Annotated in this window: 14 protein-coding genes; 9 read left to right on the forward strand and 5 right to left on the reverse strand. The window is 41.8% G+C overall.

Annotation, left to right across the window (positions count from 1 at the left end):
- Positions 1–43 precede the first annotated feature (43 nt).
- Complete coding sequence (locus tag E0F88_RS21060; protein ID WP_131960257.1) at positions 44–4,261, reverse strand: carbohydrate-binding protein; 4,218 nt, start codon at positions 4,259–4,261, stop codon at positions 44–46.
- 487 nt (positions 4,262–4,748) lie between these two features.
- The gene (locus E0F88_RS21065; RefSeq protein WP_131960258.1) at positions 4,749–5,030 is read right to left on the reverse strand and encodes a filamentous hemagglutinin; all 282 of its coding nucleotides are present in this window, start codon (positions 5,028–5,030) and stop codon (positions 4,749–4,751) included.
- 139 nt (positions 5,031–5,169) lie between these two features.
- Between E0F88_RS21065 and E0F88_RS21070 the strand changes: the two genes are divergently transcribed.
- The 9 genes from E0F88_RS21070 (at position 5,170) to E0F88_RS21110 (ending at position 15,283) form a co-directional block, all read left to right on the forward strand.
- A complete protein-coding gene (locus tag E0F88_RS21070; protein ID WP_131960259.1) occupies positions 5,170–5,847 on the forward strand; it encodes a response regulator transcription factor in 678 nt (225 codons plus the stop codon).
- Entirely contained in the window at positions 5,844–7,112 is a 1,269-nt protein-coding gene (locus E0F88_RS21075; RefSeq protein WP_131960260.1) for a sensor histidine kinase, read from the forward strand. The genes E0F88_RS21070 and E0F88_RS21075 overlap by 4 nt, the downstream gene beginning before the upstream one ends.
- A 61-nt stretch (positions 7,113–7,173) precedes the next feature.
- Complete coding sequence (locus E0F88_RS21080) at positions 7,174–7,995, forward strand: HAEPLYID family protein (protein ID WP_131960261.1); 822 nt, start codon at positions 7,174–7,176, stop codon at positions 7,993–7,995.
- Positions 7,996–8,132: 137 nt separating this feature from the next.
- Positions 8,133–8,564, forward strand: a complete 432-nt coding sequence (locus tag E0F88_RS21085) for a PepSY-like domain-containing protein (RefSeq protein WP_131960262.1) — start codon at positions 8,133–8,135, stop codon at positions 8,562–8,564.
- 181 nt (positions 8,565–8,745) lie between these two features.
- A complete protein-coding gene (locus E0F88_RS21090; RefSeq protein ID WP_131960263.1) occupies positions 8,746–9,021 on the forward strand; it encodes an ArsR/SmtB family transcription factor in 276 nt (91 codons plus the stop codon).
- 176 nt (positions 9,022–9,197) lie between these two features.
- Positions 9,198–10,274: an efflux RND transporter periplasmic adaptor subunit gene (locus tag E0F88_RS21095; protein ID WP_131960264.1), complete on the forward strand. Its 1,077-nt coding sequence runs from the start codon at positions 9,198–9,200 to the stop codon at positions 10,272–10,274.
- A 75-nt stretch (positions 10,275–10,349) separates the two neighbouring features.
- Entirely contained in the window at positions 10,350–13,469 is a 3,120-nt protein-coding gene (locus E0F88_RS21100) for an efflux RND transporter permease subunit (protein ID WP_131960265.1), read from the forward strand.
- 69 nt (positions 13,470–13,538) lie between these two features.
- Positions 13,539–14,897: a TolC family protein gene (locus E0F88_RS21105; protein ID WP_131960266.1), complete on the forward strand. Its 1,359-nt coding sequence runs from the start codon at positions 13,539–13,541 to the stop codon at positions 14,895–14,897.
- 32 nt (positions 14,898–14,929) lie between these two features.
- A complete protein-coding gene (locus E0F88_RS21110) occupies positions 14,930–15,283 on the forward strand; it encodes a hypothetical protein (protein WP_131960267.1) in 354 nt (117 codons plus the stop codon).
- Between the two features lie 10 nt (positions 15,284–15,293).
- On the opposite strand, the gene E0F88_RS21115 is transcribed toward E0F88_RS21110, so the two are convergent.
- Genes E0F88_RS21115 through E0F88_RS21125 form a run of 3 tightly spaced genes read right to left on the reverse strand, consistent with a single transcriptional unit; the run spans position 15,294 to position 17,239 of the window.
- Positions 15,294–15,956 (reverse strand): SCO family protein, encoded by a 663-nt coding sequence (locus tag E0F88_RS21115; RefSeq protein WP_131960268.1) that lies wholly within the window; start codon positions 15,954–15,956, stop codon positions 15,294–15,296.
- Entirely contained in the window at positions 15,928–16,530 is a 603-nt protein-coding gene (locus E0F88_RS21120) for a toxin-antitoxin system YwqK family antitoxin (protein WP_131960269.1), read from the reverse strand. Before E0F88_RS21120 ends, E0F88_RS21115 begins: the two co-directional genes overlap by 29 nt.
- Positions 16,487–17,239, reverse strand: coding sequence for a YHYH protein (locus E0F88_RS21125; protein ID WP_131960270.1), 753 nt, complete (start codon positions 17,237–17,239; stop codon positions 16,487–16,489). The genes E0F88_RS21120 and E0F88_RS21125 overlap by 44 nt, the downstream gene beginning before the upstream one ends.
- Between the last annotated feature and the right edge of the window lie 99 nt (positions 17,240–17,338).

Below are 17,338 nucleotides of genomic sequence, written 5' to 3' on the forward strand. Positions count from 1 at the left end.
ACTAAAAGCCGCAGAAACTCAATTCCTGCGGCTTTTACATAGATTACAATCCTTTAACAACCTTTCTGAAAGCGCGGTCATTTCCCTGTTTAACTTCAATGATATAAACACCGGTAGGAAGAGCCGACAGGTTGATTTTTTTCACAAGTGCATCACCTGACTTCTGAATTCTTTCCTGTTTGTGAAGTCTTCCTATTTGTGCATCAAAGATTTTTACTTCAACATCAGCAGTGGATATGTTTGACAAATCAATCGTCAGATAGTCGGCCGTTGGGTTTGGATAAACCTCTACTGCATGATGTAAAGGTTTAGTTTCCTCTGTATCTAGAAGTGGCGGAGCGATCTCAGCAGCGGCAGTCCGTGCATTGGAGGTGGAAGCTTTCATTACAAACATGGGCGTTTCCGTAGCCGTCACTGTTACGCGCCCGTCTACCAACGGAAGTTCTTCCATGCTCATATTATCACTTCCTGCTACCGGCCGGTAAATTCGGGCAATTCCTGTTCCTCCCAGGTTTACTGAATAATTTGCCGTTCTTCCGGTTTCATCCGGAACGGTCAGAATAAACACTGATTTCCCATCAAGTTCGTATCTGTCCACAATCGGATCACCGTTGATGGTTTCTTTGTAACGATATTCACCGAATACTTTATTGACCTGTAAAAGATAATCGGCAGCCGGACGACGGGTTTGATTGGAGTTGAGCAACCCCGATGAACCGAACATGCCTCCGCCGGAATTATCATCATACATTTGGTAAAAGAAAACTTTGTCAATTCCAAGTCTTGCAGAAAAAAGCGAGGTTCTTAAAATCCAGTCTCCCTGTGTTTCCAAAGCAGATTTATTCCCAATCGGGATAGCTTTAATCGGACTGTCCTGGTGCACGTCAAATCCGGTTTCTGTAATCCAAACCGGCATGTCGTAGCATATTTCATGTGCAGTTTTTACAAAATCTTTTACAATCGCGTCAGCCGGTGTCATTTCGGCTGCCATGCCGCGGGTTGACGTACCGCTTTGCGCAGATGACGTATTGTCTGTATACAAATGGAAGTTAATTACATCCCAGCATAGGTTTACAGTGCCGTCCGGATTGTAACCACGATATTCTTTGCACCAATCCACCATTCCTTTGATATAATCCGGGCCGGTAACCAATCCTGCAATAACGACTTTCATAGAAGGATCTGCATTTTTTACACCAATTGCCGGACCCATTGAATTTTTATGACCATCATAAAAAGCAGATAAATTGGCTGCATATTCACGGGCAGTTTGATATCCCATACGGCCCTTCCACCATTTGTCACGCTCGTTATCGCATTCAATATACTTTACAAGATCAAGACCAATTTTAACCGTGTTAGGATTATCACCCGGCCATCTTGGCGTACTGTGCACACTTAGCAACGCAGGATTTACACCAGTATTTCTTCCGTAACGTGCAGTAAACTGAAATGCAAGGCGAGCCTGTTCAATATAAGAAAGCGGATCTGCAAAACTTTTCCCATAACGAACCGGAACAAATTCACTGTCACGCTCCCCCTGAGGATAAGTCTCCTGCATCCATGTTGGCTGTGTTTTGATACAAGCCAGTACATCAATTCCTTCCTGCTTAAGGCGCTCATACATCAGGTCATAATGCCAGCCGCCTGCCAGCGTCGGATTATAGGAATAAACGCCTTCATGAGATTCAAGCTTGTCCCAGTCCATATAATGTCTCACTCCGGTAAAACTTTTGGCAACACTAAACATCGCCTCATCATTTTGCCAGGGTGTTGCGCCATGCTGGAAATTCCATTCATAACCGTTTACACCAAACATGTCGCCGAGTTTAACCGCTTTTGCAGGAACCGGAGTCACAGTTTGGGTTGCTGGTGTATGGGTTCCAAATATTTGCATTTCGGTTGGCATGATACCTCTCACGCTCAGCACCAGATAGCGAATATTGCCAACAGGGGCATCAAGTTTGAATTCTGCATTTCCATCTTCCGGTAGATTTCTTTCCGGATAAGGGCCAACCCATCTGCCATATGTTGAGCCGGTGAAAGTAGCAATCTGAATGCGTTCCCACTGGTCGTTGATGATCGAAAGCGTTGCTGGATTATCCTGCGTAGATCCCATTAAATCAAAGAATTTCAGACTTTCGATCGTCATTTCTTCTCCGTCCAATAAAGGATAATAAGCATCGTAATCGTTGATTACTTTACCCCAGCCGGTCTGAAGACTAACCTGCGTTTCGCCGTCGAAAAGAGGTTCCAGTCCGCTCGTTGCATTGGTCAGCTGATACCAGCGTTTAGGATCTATGGTTATTTTGGCAGCTGTTGAAGGATTGGACGGTACCGTTGATGCAGCCTGGATAACCTGTGTTCTGGTTACACTTTCTGCTGATGCAAATGTGCTGTTGCCCGCCTGCTGAGCAGTGATCGTCGCGGATCCTTCCGAAACTGCGGTTGCTTTCCAAATTCCGTTTTGATTTGAAACCGTAACAATGGCTGGATTGGAGGAAGTAAAGGTGACCGGACTTTCAGAATTGTTGCTGGTTGCCGACAGGTCAAAAGCAGGATCACCAACTTTTCTTGCAGACAGTTCACCAAAGCTGATTACTGACTGAACCGGACCGGCAATCGTACCACCTTCTGTCACCTCAAACCAGTTGAAATTGAAAGTGCCTTTTCTCGCAAAAATTCTGATAACCTGATCTCCGGCAGGAAGAACAGCCGCTGTATTGATTGTTACATAATTTTGCCATCCGCCGGTTCTCGGTACATTTGCCTGTCCCAGGATTTCTCCGGCCGCATTTTTTATCTCAATTACACCGTTTCCATAACTGTTTGCCACACGGAAATGAAAAGTGTGAATTCCGGCTGAGGCAACGGTAACATTGTAGTCCATCCAGTCTTCGTCATCGATATAATTTACATTCAGACCGCCGCCGGTGTCTTCCGTAGTTTCGGTACGGACATCGGTAGTGATGTCAAAATTTTCAGCCTCAATTTTTCCGGGCAGCGACTTTGGAGAAACTGCTTCAAACCAGTTTAAACTAAAAATTCCCTTTTCGGCGAATACCCTCAGCGTTTGATTCCCAGCCGGGAGAGAAGCAATCAAATTTACTGTTTTCCAGCTTTGCATTCCACCGGTTCTTGGTATGGCAGTTTGTCCGACAACGGTACCATCTGCTGTTTTTATTTGCAGTAAAGCATTGTCGCTGAACCCGTTGGCGATTCTTAGTTTGAAAGTATACAAACCTGTATGTGCAGTACTAACGTGGTAATCCATCCAGCTGCCGTCTCCAATCCAGCCGATTTCCTGCCCGCCGTCAGTATCTTCCGTATTCCCTCTATCAACCCCGGATTTTTCAAAAAAGTCTTCTGCCTCAACTTTACCCGGTAAGAGTGCATATCCTGGTAAAACGACCGGAGCAACAGGAGCGGCAGGCGGAGCTACCTCAAACCAGTTAAAATTAAAAGTGCCTTTGTTTGCGAAAAGACGAATTTTTTGGTTTCCGGCTGTCAAGGTAACTGTAGTGCTTACAGTTACGTAATTTTCCCATCCACCGGTTTTAGGAATATTTACAAATCCAAGGATATCTCCGTTTGTATTTTTTATTTCAAAAATCCCATTGCCATAGCTATTGGCTACCCGAAAGTTGAAAGTATGCTCTCCGGCAGAGGTAACATTTACATTGTAATCCATCCAATCGGCATCATCAATGTAGCCCACCGTTAAACCGCCATCTGCATCGTTCGTATTTTCTGTCCTTACATCGGAAGCAAGGTCAAAATCCTCAGCCTCAATTTTACCTGTCAGGTTTTTTGATGCGGAACAGGTAAACCAGTTCAGACTAAAAATTCCTTTTTCTGCAAAAATTCTCAAAGTTTGATTTCCTGCTGGGAGGGTTGCTACCAAACTGGCATTTTGCCATGATTGCATGCCTCCTGTGCGCTGAAGACCGGTTTGTCCGAGTACAGTACCGTTGGAGGCCTTCAACTGAATAGTTGCATTGTCACTAAATCCGTTTGCAATTCTGAATTTGAAGGTGTAAAGGCCAGCCGATGGGATATTAACCTGATAATCTATCCATTTTTCATCTCCAATCCAGCCGATGTCTAATCCGCCTCCCGTGTCGTCGGAAGATTCGGTAGAAATGCCGTCCATGCTGTCATAGTTTTCAGCTTCTATTTTTCCCGGAAGTGTTGTGAAAGATTGGGCCTGAATGCCAAAAGAAGATAGTATTAAGAAACAAAGTAATAGAAGTCGTTTCATTTCCCTGTAATGTTTAAATTTTTAGAGGCTGATAAGTTGAACGCGTAATAATAGCGGTAATGTAGAAATTTCATTACATATTATTTGAATAAATTTATTTCGATTTAAAATAAATTATTGTCACAGTCGTTTTAGTTCACCAAAAATTCGAACAACGGCTTCTTTATCTTGTAATTTCTTGTAGTTTTTATAATTGTAGTAGTGTGAAACTATTTTGATATCACTTCGCAATGATTGCAGCTCGGCGCTTATGAAGAAGGAAAGACGTAAGTAAGGAGGGAAGAAAAATTGACTTGATGAGTTAGGTCCGTTGCCAGATAAGTCTCAACACAGGTAGAAGTCCCACCATTGTGATAGTGAATATCTTTAACGACTTTCTCCTGCGTCAGGAGGCAAGAGATATCACCGGAACTATTAAGTTCTATGGCACTTTTCAGTTTGATATACTACCGGTAACTAATGAATCAAAGTTTGTTCAAAACAATGATTAAAAGAATGCAGGTATTTCAGGCTCCTGTCCGGGGCCTGGCAATGGTTCTGTTTCGGGAATAACGGGTTCTACCGGGGGAAGTTCCGGTTCAGGCTGATATGGTGGTGTTTCCGGTTCCTTTTCGTAAGGCGGATTTTCTTCGGGAACATTAGGGACAGGCACCTCAGGACGTGGGTCGAAAGGCGGTGTTTCGTCAGGACCGGATGGGTACTGGTTGGAAGGGCCTGAGTTGTTATAACTTTGATCCCAGAATGCGGTTGCTATTTGATAGATGTCCATGATGGTTAGACGTAGGTTTGTTGAAAAGTTACATACCAGAATAAAATAATTGTGCCCGCTAGAACTATTCCATTGCAAAAAATAGTATGAATTCTCTTTTCCAGTTTCTTTCCGGTTTTGATTCCTAAATTTACCGTCTATGAAACTACTGATTATTGAAGACGAGCAGGATTTAAGGGAGGTCATTCAGCAGTCGCTGGAAATGGAAAAATTTCTGGTAGAGACGGCAATTGATTATAAATCAGCCCTGGATAAAATCATATCTTTCGATTACGACTGTATACTGCTGGATATTATGCTTCCCGGAGGAAATGGTCTGGATCTTTTGCAGGAACTAAAAAACCTGGATAAATCAGAAAATGTGATCATTATTTCGGCCAAGGATTCACTGGATGATAAGTTAAAAGGGCTTAATCTGGGTGCAGACGATTATCTGACCAAACCTTTTCACATAGCTGAGCTTACCGCGCGGGTTAAATCGGTATTAAGAAGAAAATCATTTCACGGAAAAAATATTATTGAAGCCGGTAACGTAAAACTGGATCCTGAGGAACGGACGCTGTTCATCAACGAGAATCCTTTGTTATTAAATCGTAAGGAATTTGACATACTTACCTATATGCTGGTCAATAAAAACCGGCTTGTGAATAAAACTTCATTGGCGGAGCACGTCTGGGGAGATCATATGGATGAAGCGGATGATTATGAATTTATTTATTCCCAAATCAAAAACCTTCGTAAAAAGCTGAAAGACAACCAGGCTACTGTGGAAATTCACGCCGTTTACGGGATCGGATATAAACTCGTTCAGGGATGAATTTACTCAATTACACATTAAAATATCTGGCCTTTGCACTGTTCGGTATCATCAGTGTCTGGGCGGTTATATTTTATGTAAACATGCTTGATGAGGTATATGATAGTCTGGACGACGGCCTGGATAATTACAAATTACTGATCATCGAAAAAGCGCATCAAGACTCGTCAACATTAACAAGAACTGAATTTGCAGAAGGAAACTATGAAATCAGGGAGATATCGGAGAAAAGTGCACTGCAAATGAAAGATGTGCATAAGGACACACTTATGTACATGCAATTTGAAGAAGATCTGGAACCTGTACGGATATTGACCACCGCTTTCAAAAGAGACGACCGGTATTACGAGCTGAAGGTAATTTCTTCGATGGTGGAGGAGGATGATCTGATTGAAGATCTTTTTTACTCATTGATCTGGCTCTACATTGCCATGCTGGCAAGTATACTGATTGTCAATAATTTTCTTCTCAAAAAAGTGTGGAAGCCCTTTTACACTTTGCTTGACCAGCTTAAAAACTTTCGTCTTGGCAAGAACCAGACAATCGGACCTGTTGATACTGATGTGAAAGAATTTAAAGTGTTAAACGATTCAGTCATATCCCTGATTAACCATACGCTTGAAATCTACAACAGCCAGAAACAATTTATCGAAAATGCGTCACACGAAATTCAGACGCCGATTGCTATCAGTATCAACCGGCTGGAACTGCTGGCCGAAAAAAGTGAAATGACGGAATCCGGTCTGGAAACCGTTGGGCAGGTAATACAGCACCTCGAAAGATTAAAAAGACTAAATAAATCGCTGCTGCTACTTTCCAAAATTGAAAACCGGCAGTTTGAAGAAACGGAAGAAATTAATATCAATCAGGTTATTAATGATCTGAAAGAAGAATTTACAGATTTTGCTGACTTTAAGGATGTTATAATTTCAATTTATGAAAAAGGACAGCTGAAAGTTATCATGCAGAAAGATCTGGCTTCGGTTTTAATATCCAATTTATTAAAGAACGCTATTGTTCATAATCATACTTCCGGGAATGTTGATATAGAAATTGGTGAGGGATATTTTAAAATCATTAATTCAGGAAGTACCGTTGCTCTGGACGAGAATAAAATTTTTCGCCGTTTTTTTAAGGAGTCTGCAGACAAGAATAATACCGGCCTGGGATTAGCCATAGTAAAGGCGATTGCAGATCGGTATGGGTTTAAGATGCAGTATTTGTTTGATGGTAGACATGGTTTCGAAATAAATCTTAAATCGTAATCCTTTTCCCAATTCCTTCCGGTTTTCACTTCTAACATTGTATCAAAAAATGTCAGAAGTTATGAAACACATGATTTTCCTGTTTCTCTTTTCGCTTGTCAGCCTGCCATCTTTGGCGCAAAACGATAGCATACAACCAAAACGGCCTCTGAAAATCCGGCATGCCGAACCACTCTATATGGATTTGATCCGCGACCTTGGAGCGCGTAAAGGTGAAAAAGAATGGAATGTTGGCTATGGGATTGAAGGCCATAAAGATTATACAATCAATCACTCCTTTGTTGAATACGAATTTTCACCCATGAACCGTCTGGGATTGGAAGTTGAAGTTCCCTTTGCCTTTTACCGGACTGTAAACGGGTCCGAGGCAACCGATATTCCCAGGAATAGAATAGAAGGCCTGAAACTGGCAGCTCAGTATACCTTCCTGGTTTCGGAGAAACATCAAATGTCGATGGCCGGGGGGTATATGCATGAATTTCGGACACATTCTTTTTATTCCATTGACCATGGGCGGGGAATGCTTAAAGGCAATACGATGAGTCCGTTTTTGATTGTTGCTAAAAAATGGGGTAGCCGTATCAACAGCATGGTTTATACCGGACCTGAGTGGGAATTCACTCCCGGAGAAGTCAAACGGGAATTATTTTATCAGGTAAATGCGAGTGTACATTATGTGTTGCCATCGGGAAATTTTGTTGGAGTCGAGATGAACGATGAATTTACAGATAAGGTAAATAGCCTGGTTTTCAGGCCGCAGATGAAACTTATTCTTAATTCCAGGCTGGCACTGGGACTCGTTACCGGGATTCCTACGAATTTTAAGAATAATGGCATGAGCTTCATGACACGCATTATCTACGAACCACGCTCGAAGAAGTAGTAAGGCTTGGTTAATTACCAGTTATCCATAGCTAACAGCTAAGGGCCACTGGCTATTAGCCATCAATTCCCAATTGTTTCCGGTTTCCTGTAATCTATTTGTATCAGAATTATTAATCAAACCAAAATTTAACAATCATGAAGAAGATCATATTTTTAGCCGGCAGTTTATTTTATTCAGCAATGGCCTTTGCACAGGAAATTCACAAGGACGAAGTTCCTTCCATTGTGCTGAATAATTTCAAACAAAAGTTTCCAAAAGCAATGGATGTAGAATGGGAGCTCAAAAACCAGCTTTACAAAGTAGAATTTGAGATTGGCCGCAAAGACCACGAGGCCTGGATAAACAGCACAGGTGGCATTGTGAAACACAAACAGGACATTACAGCAAGTGAATTGCCCGGGGAAGTTGCTGCCAGTATCAGCAAAAGTTATAAAGGTTACCGCATTGATGACGTAGAAAAAATAGAATCCAACAAGAAGTTTTCTTATAAAGTTGAATTAAAAACTTTATCTAAAGAACAGGAGGTTATTTTTGATCAGAGTGGAAAATTGGTTGAAACGTATTGATAGGTAGTGTTTTATGTTTTAAGGGTTGCTTGTTGAGCGACCCTTTTTTTGTTTGGTGACTTATATTTTACTTGATGTATTAATATTCTTTTTCAACATCAGGGAATTATTTTAAACACATAAATGTATTCCTCCTGATTCAATATATTAATACATTTATATTCATCAATATATTAAAACCATGGATGTCCGCAAAGTGGAAAGAATTTCCAAAGCATTAAGTGATCCCAGCCGGATTGCGATGCTGCAGCAGCTGGCCCAAAAGGAAAATTGTTTGTATTGTCATGAAATATCCGATTTTGTTGATTTATCGCAGCCTTCAATTTCACATCACGTAAAACAATTGTCAGACGCAGACTTGATTTTGGTGGAAAAAGAAGGCAGACAGGTTAAGTACAAACTGAACAAAACCGTTCTTGATGAGTACGTTGCTTTTTTAAACGGCTTGAAAATTTAAAAAATTTCCCCAAATATATTGATACATTTCAATATATCAATAATGTAACCGTAAGTATCCTAATTTCTTAAAACAGTAAAACACGTGCTCGCTGCCAAAGAGCGCTAACATTCCTGAAAACCGCCAAACAAGATTTATAAACATTCAAACATTTAAATATTTAAATATTTCTAAAAATGGAAAAGACAATTCAATCCACAAAAATCGTATCCGGGCTTATACTTGCAGGGCTCGTTCTTGGCAGCGTATTTCTTAAAGGATATACATCAAAAGGAACTGCACCGGAAAAAGTCGTTGCTGAAAACAAACCCGCCGGCATACCTGTTGACGGACAAATTATTAAATCAGGTTCTTTGAGTGAAGAAATGACCGTCTCCGGAACGCTGATGGCTTTTCAGGAAGTAAGTATTATGAGTGAGCTTAATCGAAAAGTGATTTCGGTACAGGCCAAAGAGGGGAAATTTGTAAACGCCGGAGCTTTGTTGTTCAAACTTGATGATGCCGATTTGCTGGCAGAACTGGAACAGCTCAAACAGCAGGAAAAACTTGTAACGCTCAACGAGCGCAGACTTAAAGATCTCGTTGACAGAGAAGCGGCAGTGCAACAGGATTACGATCAGGCATTTACAAACCTGAAAGTATTGCAATCCAAAATTGAGCAGCTGAAAGTGATGATCGCCAAAACAAACATTCGTGCACCATTCAGCGGTTATCTGGGCATTGTAAATGTATATTCCGGCGCTTACGTTTCGGCAGGAACGTCACTGGCACAGCTCACCGACAACAGCCGTTTGAAAATTGACTTCGCCATTCCTGAAAAACATGCCAACACTTTGAAAACAGGTGATGAAGTTAAATACTATGTTGAATCCAACGTGAAAATCCATACTGCCAGAATTGTGGCGCATGAATCCAGCCTGGATCCCAAGACAAGAACTTTGCTAATGCGTGCAATTGGAAGTAATTCCAGCCATGAGTTGCTGCCGGGTCAGAGTGCACGTTTGACTATACGTTTAAACACATCCGGTAGTGCTTTGATGGTGCCAAATCAGGCATTGATCCCCTCTTCGCAAGGTTACAGCGTGTATGTGGTAAATGGAAATAAGGCTGAAATTAAAAGTATAGAAATTGGGCAGCGCGGTGCTTCTCTGGTTGAAGTTACCAAAGGACTGGCCAGCGGTGATACTGTGATTACCAGCAACATGCTGAGACTTTCACCTGATTCTCAAATAAGTTTGGTTAAACTTCACTAGTCACTTTATCTTTTTTAATTACATTTCTATCTACCAAAAGAAGCTAATTGCTAACAGCTGATAGCTAACAAAAACATGAGTTCTATTTCACAAACAAGCATTTCCCGGCCTGTATTGGCCGGGGTTATGTCCGTACTGCTTATACTTTTCGGGATTGTAGGTTATACATTTCTGGGCACACGTGAATATCCCGTAACGGATTCGCCCATCGTGATGGTGACAACCGTTTATCCCGGAGCCAGCGCAGATATCATCGCTTCCCAGGTAACAAAACCATTGGAGGAAGCCATTGCAGAAGCAAACGGAATCCGTTCAGTTTCATCCACTTCCAGAGAGCAGGTTAGTATTATTACCGTTGAATTTGAATTAAACGCCGATCTGGAAGCGGCTGCCAATGATGTCCGGGATAAAGTTTCGAAATCGCGCCAGCAATTACCAACCGATATTGAACCAACCATCGTTGAAAAAGCCGGACCCGCTGATTTTCTGGTTTTCCTGACCGTTCAGAGCAAAACAAAAAGTCTGGAAGATGTTACCGATTTTATCAATATCAATGTCAAAGAGAAACTGCAGTCTATTTCAGGAGTACGTTTGGTTGATTCATACGCAGGTAGAAAACGTGCCATGCGTCTGCGGATGGATCCTGTGAAACTGGCTGCTTACAGTCTGACGCCAACCGATATTCAAACTGCTTTACAGCGCGAAAATGTGGATTTACCGAGCGGGCGTATTGAAGGGGAAAACACCGAAGTTACGCTACGCACACAGGGGAGACTGGTTACTGAAGATGATTTTAACAATATGATCCTTCGGGAAAGTGGTGGTGCGATTGTTCGTTTTAAAGATGTTGGAGAAGCCATTATGTCTTCACAAAATGAACGCACTGCAATGATTATTTATAGTGGAAAAACAGCTAACTATGGCGTGGCAACGGGTGTTAGTCCGCAGCGTGGTGCTAATTCGCTTGCCATTGTTGATGAATTTAAAAAACGTTTTGAGGTGATTAAAAGAACAGCTCCCAATGATTATGAAATTGTTCTGGGAAAAGATTTCACTGTTCCTGTCAGAAATTCATTGTCGGAGGTTGAAGAAACGTTACTTCTTGCTTTCGGACTGGTTTCACTGATCATTTTTATCTTCCTGCGAGATTGGCGAAGCACAATTATTCCACTCGTCGCGATTCCTGTTTCGATTGTTTCGGCATTTTTTATCATGTACATCGCCGGATTTTCAATCAACGTTTTGACCTTACTTGGACTAGTCCTGGCGATCGGACTGGTGGTGGATGATGCGATTATTGTTCTCGAAAATATTTATAGTAAAGTAGAGCAGGGTATGTCGCCCATCATGGCAGCGCGCCAGGGTTCTGCTGAGATTTATTTCGCTGTAATCTCAACAACCATTACGCTGGTTGCAGTTTTCCTTCCGATCTTATTTTTGGGCGGATTAACCGGACGGTTGTTTAAAGAATTTGCGATTGTGGTGGCAGGTTCGGTTACAATTTCGGCCTTTGTCGCACTAACACTGACACCTATGATGAGTGCTTATTTGCTCAAACCGGGCACATCACATAGTTGGTTATACAAAAAAACAGAGCCTTATTTTGTTGGTCTAAACAATGCTTACGGACGTTCTCTGGCAGCATTTATGAAAGTTCGCTGGCTGGGTTTTGTGTTACTTGCGGTTTCATTTGGCATGGCATACTGGCTTGCTCCAAAGCTGCCTTCTGAACTGGCACCACTGGAAGACCGTTCGATGATTGGTCTGGCTGTGATGGCTCCGGAAGGAACCTCCTACGAAAGTATGGAACACAGCATGAAGGAAATCGGCAATTACATCAGTGATTCTATCCCGGATCTTAATGCTGAACGAACTTACACCGCTATTGCTGCGGCGGGCGGAACATTGGCCCAACCGGTGAACGGCGGATTTCAATGGATATTTTTGAAAGAACCCAAAGATCGTAAAAGCGGCTTGTCGCAGCAGCAGATCTTTATGAAACTGGTTGCAGCTTCCGGGCAGTTTAGGAATGTTCTGATTATTCCTGTACAAACACCAACTATCGGTGGTTATGGAAATTCGCAGCCGGTTCAATATGTAGTGCAGGCACCCGGATTAAAGGAATTGATGAGTGTGATGCCAAAACTGATGACTCAGGTTGGCGGTAATAAAAAACTGAATTTTGCTGACGCAGATTTTAAAATAAACCGTCCGGAAATCAGTATTTCCATTGATCGCCAGCGTGCTGCCCAACTCGGCATATCAACTCAGGCTATCGGGCAAACTTTACAATTGGCGTTAAGCAGCAGAAGATACGGTTACTTTATTCACAATGACCGTCAGTACGAAGTTATTGGACAGCTCGACAGGGAAGATCGTTCGGCGCCATATGATTTGAAGTCGCTTTACCTGAAATCCGGCAGCGGAGAAATGGTATCCCTGGATAACGTCACAAAACTGAATGAAGGAATCAGTCCGCCTGCGATTTACCGGTACAATCAATCTTACAGTGCCACCATTTCGGCAACGCCTGCCGCAGGCGTGAGTTTGGGAGAGGCCATTAAGGAACTGGATAAAATAACAGCGAAAGAATTACCAAAAGGGTTTAGTACTGCGCTGGCAGGTCAAAGCAGGGATTATTCAGAAAGCAGTGACAGCTTGGTTTTTGCCTTCATTTTTGCAATTGTTCTGATTTACCTTGTGCTCGCAGCCCAGTTTGAAAGTCTGATCGATCCTTTTATCATTTTACTAACAGTGCCTATGGCACTCACGGGAGCTTTATTAAGTCTTTGGTTTACAGAACAAACAATTAACATTTTCAGTCAAATCGGGATAATTATGTTAATCGGGTTAATTACCAAAAATGGTATCCTGATTGTCGAGTTTGCCAACCAAAGCAAAGAAGAAGGACACAGCATTATTGAGGCCGCTAAAATTGCAGCCGTGTCCCGTTTCCGTCCGATCCTAATGACAACGCTGGCCATGATTTTCGGAACGTTACCGATAGCATTGTCGCTTGGTACTTCTTCAGGCAGTCGCCAGTCGTTGGGAATAGTCGTGGTAGGCGGGTTGATTTTCGCCGGAGTGCTGACACTTTATGTAATTCCTGCGATTTACTCTTATTTCTCAAGAGCGGTGAAGCCTCATTCTAAAGAAGAAAGTAATCATCCGGCAGAGGAATTGGTCCATCATTAATTAGTTCGTAAAGACAGACTTTCCAAGTCTTCAAGACTTGGAAAGTCTGAAAAAACCAACACCCAAATCATGAAAAAGATATTTTTTAAAATAAACAGCCGGATGTTAAGTCTGGCAGTTTTACTGACCTTTCTGTCAAACATTAGCATTGCGCAAAACCAATCGCTTTCTCTTCAAAAAGCAATTGAGCAAGCCAAAACGAACAATCGGGATCTGCGGATCGATTCTCTGAATATTTCAAGATCGCGTCAGCAAACTGAAATTACAAAAGGTTTTCTTTTACCCAATGTCAGTCTGACCGGGCAATTCCAGCGTTACTTTCAACGGCCTGTTTTTTTTGGATTAAACAGCGCTCCCTCTTCCGAAGGGATTGCTTACAGCCGTTTTGGCGGGCAGGAAATTACAGGAGCACAGGTTACGCTCATGCAATCTCTATATAACTCTGGTGCTAAATATGAAATTCAAAGAAGGAAATTACTTGAAAAACAAAGCCGGCTTTCTTACCAGGAAAGGGAAGTGAATGTGGTCGCTCAGGTAAAACAGAATTACCTACAGCTTTTGGTTCTGCGTGAGCGGCTTAGGTTGCAAAATGAAAGTATCCTCCGTAACAAAAAAGCGCTGGCAGATTCGCGTTCCCTTCTGGCTCAGGGCCGTGCACTTCGCGTAGATACATTGCGTGCATATACCTTAGTTAGAAATCTGGAACCGGATGTTTTAAGACTGACTTACGCTTTGCAAATCAGCCAGCAGCAATTGAGCATATTAATAGGCAGCGATGCTGAAACGCAATATATCTTATCCGACTCACTGCAATTTAATCCTGCCGATTCAATTCCGACAGAAAACGGAACATTAAGGACTTCAATTTTGCGCCGCCCTGATTTTCAAACATTAAGTTTAAACAAAGAAATTAACGACAAACAAATTGATCTTTATAAATCTGCGCGGCTGCCGGTTGTTAGTTTTGTGAGTCAGTATCAGCTGGTGACACAAACAAACAATTTTCGCTTTGATAAGGCTGGCTGGCCGCCTGTTTTTTACGCGGGAATCCAGGTTGCCGTTCCACTTTTCAGCGGTATGCAGAATGTTAATAAAATTGCTTTGGGTAAGATTGAAAGACAGCAAAGTGATATGATTTATCAGAATGCTCAGGAGCAGTTAAAAACCGAAGTAAAACAGGTTGTGGCCGGTTTGTATGAAGCGTCTCAAAGGATTAAAACGCAGCAAAATGTTTCAGAAACGGCAGAGTTAAGTTATTCAATCACAAAGTACCGTTATGAAAAGGGTGTGGCCTCGCGGCTTGAACTGATGGACGCCGAGTTCGCACTGACAACAGCCAAATCTAATTATCTTGAAGCCGTATTCGATTATTTATCTGCAAAAATTGAAATAGACAGAACAATGGGTCGGGTGGATGAGGAGCTATAATCAGCTGCCTGACCGTTTAATAATTTGTACTTGTGAAACAGTGGTTATCAGGAGAATCTGAGAACCAAACCAAATTACATTCAGTTTTACAACTACATGAAGATAGTCTTTATGTGGTTGTAAAGCTGAATGTAATGTTTTATATCACTGTAATCGACGATCTGGGAAAAGTTCTGACAGAACTTGAAGAGCTCGATTATGAGTCCTTTATTATCAGGTGTTATAATTTTAGGGAAGATAGAAGTCTGGACTTTTTACAGGTATATTATTCAGAAGATACAGGCAAAAAGCATCGTCTAAGTTCAGAAACCTTAAATGAAATGATAGAAAGCTGGCTGGATCCTGACTTTATGTTTACCATGGGTTACCCTTTGCCGCATTGGTAGATTTGAATTCTCATACATCATCTTCTTTTTGTAAGATTCTAATGTCTTTAACAAGCTGCTCAGCTTCGAGCTGTAACGTCCCGTTATAAATTCCCCTGATTCTTTTGGTTTTATCAATAAGCAGGATATGTTCGGTGTGAAGAAATTCGGAACTGTCTCTGGTAAAACCCAGGTCTTCTTCAGCAAAATATGACTTTCTGGCCAGATCATAAATAGTTCCTTTGCTGCCGGTGAGCAAATGCCAGTTTGGTGATGTAATTTCATTTTTCTCTGCGAAAGAATGGAGCCGTTTTACATCATCAATCCAGGGGGTGACACTAAATGAAAGCATTTTAACTTCTGTATCATTTTGAAATTCCGTTTGCAGGATTTTCATGTGTTTGGTCATAACCGGACAAATGCTGACGCAGCTGGTAAAAATGAAATTGGCAATATGAATTTTCCCTTCAATATCTTTTTCTGTAACAATGGCTCCGTTTTGGTCGGTGAAGGAAAATGGGGCAATGGTATGGCTGACCCGGGCATCGATTTCATCTTCTGAATTAAGAAAAACGGGTGTAAAATCCGGTGTGTCGTAATAAGGCAGGTGAGTTTCACTCCCCTTATCTGTACACGCAAAAATAGTTAGAATTAGAAGTAAACGACTAATTTTTAAAAACACTGTCTGATACATTGATACAATTTTTAGTGCCCAGTAAGCCAAATCTTCTGCCGTTTACGACCCTGTAGTTTGATCTGACTTTTCCATTATCATAAAACATCTTTTGGGATCCGTCTTCATGTCCCTTCCTGTAAGTCATTTCTTTTGTCAGTTTACCCAATGCATTCCATTCTCTGCAAACGCCTTCGTATTCATCATTTTCAAATGAATATTGCAGTTTCGTATTCCCGTTTTCCCACCAGGCCAGGTAGGTCCCGGTTTTGCGACCGCGATTGAACTCTCTTTGTTTTGCTATACTTCCATTTTCGTAAAACGCTTTCCAGATTCCGTGTTCAAGCCCTTCCTGATAAACACTGATATCTGCCGTGTCCTTTGTTTCGGGATATAAAGTGAAAAGCGTTCCTGAAAACGGTTTGCTGTTGATAAACAACATTCCGTTTGACCAGGTTTTTATTTGTAATGTGTAATCTAACTTAACCTCAACCGACCGCTTATCGGATGGAGAACAGCAAATCAGTAAAAGAAAAAAAGTAAACAGGAAACTATTGTGATACCGTACCGGCCGTGCCGTAAAATCCGCTTCCATTGATGTAAGGATCAGTGCTGGTGATATGATAATGATAAATTCCTTTGGGATAGTCGGCTGTGATGCCCGTATGACCGTGGTATGCGTCCAGCGCGCTATTTAAAACGACGGTGCCATTTTCCTCAGGACCATAAACCGGAAAACCATCAAGCAAAAATCCCAACAGCGAGGATTTCGTAGCTTTTACGGTTGTAAGATAAAGTGGTTCTACATGATAATGGTATTGTCCCGTTTGCTGCGGGTGTCCCCAGTATTGGTCAAAACTAACAATTTCACTTGTAAGCGGCTGGCTCGGACCTGCATATTGATTAAAGATCGGAACACCATTTAAGGCAACACCAATCGGACCAAGCGGTGTGGCTGCATGAGAGGAAGCAACCTGAGGATTTAATGGGATTTTGAAAGTTAAAGTCTGGCTGGAAATAGTATTAGGGTTTTTGGAGAAAGTATAATTGCCGAACGTTGTACCGCTGAATTTTTCATATAAACTATTGCTGGTTGCATAATAGGCACTTTTATGATCTGGCAAACCATTGGTTTTAATTGTGATGTAACTCCCGTCAGACGTAATGCTTGAGGCACCGTAAATTTTTGAATATACGGCAGGCACCTCATTGCTGGTGGCCGTTACGTCATCATCACCGTTGTTGCAACCGGTTAGAAGAAATGGAAAAAATGCAAAATAGAGGAGTACTTTTGTCATTTTCATGATTCGGATTTTTAAATTATAAAACAACTGGTTTTAAGTTGTTTACGCGAAATTGCCTGGAAAGTAACAAGGGTTATTTTAGGTTACGCGAAAATTTGC

Origin of the sequence: Dyadobacter psychrotolerans (assembly GCF_004349265.1) — a bacterium.
Lineage (GTDB): Bacteria > Bacteroidota > Bacteroidia > Cytophagales > Spirosomataceae > Dyadobacter > Dyadobacter psychrotolerans.

Excerpts from the sequence above, each read along its gene's own strand:
- E0F88_RS21070 (WP_131960259.1), top strand. The coding sequence starts at position 5,170 with ATGAAACTACTGATTATTGAAGACGAGCAGGATTTAAGGGAGGTCATT.
- E0F88_RS21125 (WP_131960270.1), bottom strand. The coding sequence starts at position 17,239 with ATGAAAATGACAAAAGTACTCCTCTATTTTGCATTTTTTCCATTTCTT.
- E0F88_RS21115 (WP_131960268.1), bottom strand. The coding sequence starts at position 15,956 with ATGTATCAGACAGTGTTTTTAAAAATTAGTCGTTTACTTCTAATTCTA.
- E0F88_RS21080 (WP_131960261.1), top strand. The coding sequence starts at position 7,174 with ATGAAACACATGATTTTCCTGTTTCTCTTTTCGCTTGTCAGCCTGCCA.
- E0F88_RS21090 (WP_131960263.1), top strand. The coding sequence starts at position 8,746 with ATGGATGTCCGCAAAGTGGAAAGAATTTCCAAAGCATTAAGTGATCCC.
- E0F88_RS21095 (WP_131960264.1), top strand. The coding sequence starts at position 9,198 with ATGGAAAAGACAATTCAATCCACAAAAATCGTATCCGGGCTTATACTT.
- E0F88_RS21060 (WP_131960257.1), bottom strand. The coding sequence starts at position 4,261 with ATGAAACGACTTCTATTACTTTGTTTCTTAATACTATCTTCTTTTGGC.
- E0F88_RS21100 (WP_131960265.1), top strand. The coding sequence starts at position 10,350 with ATGAGTTCTATTTCACAAACAAGCATTTCCCGGCCTGTATTGGCCGGG.
- E0F88_RS21065 (WP_131960258.1), bottom strand. The coding sequence starts at position 5,030 with ATGGACATCTATCAAATAGCAACCGCATTCTGGGATCAAAGTTATAAC.
- E0F88_RS21120 (WP_131960269.1), bottom strand. The coding sequence starts at position 16,530 with ATGGAAGCGGATTTTACGGCACGGCCGGTACGGTATCACAATAGTTTC.
- E0F88_RS21105 (WP_131960266.1), top strand. The coding sequence starts at position 13,539 with ATGAAAAAGATATTTTTTAAAATAAACAGCCGGATGTTAAGTCTGGCA.
- E0F88_RS21075 (WP_131960260.1), top strand. The coding sequence starts at position 5,844 with ATGAATTTACTCAATTACACATTAAAATATCTGGCCTTTGCACTGTTC.
- E0F88_RS21085 (WP_131960262.1), top strand. The coding sequence starts at position 8,133 with ATGAAGAAGATCATATTTTTAGCCGGCAGTTTATTTTATTCAGCAATG.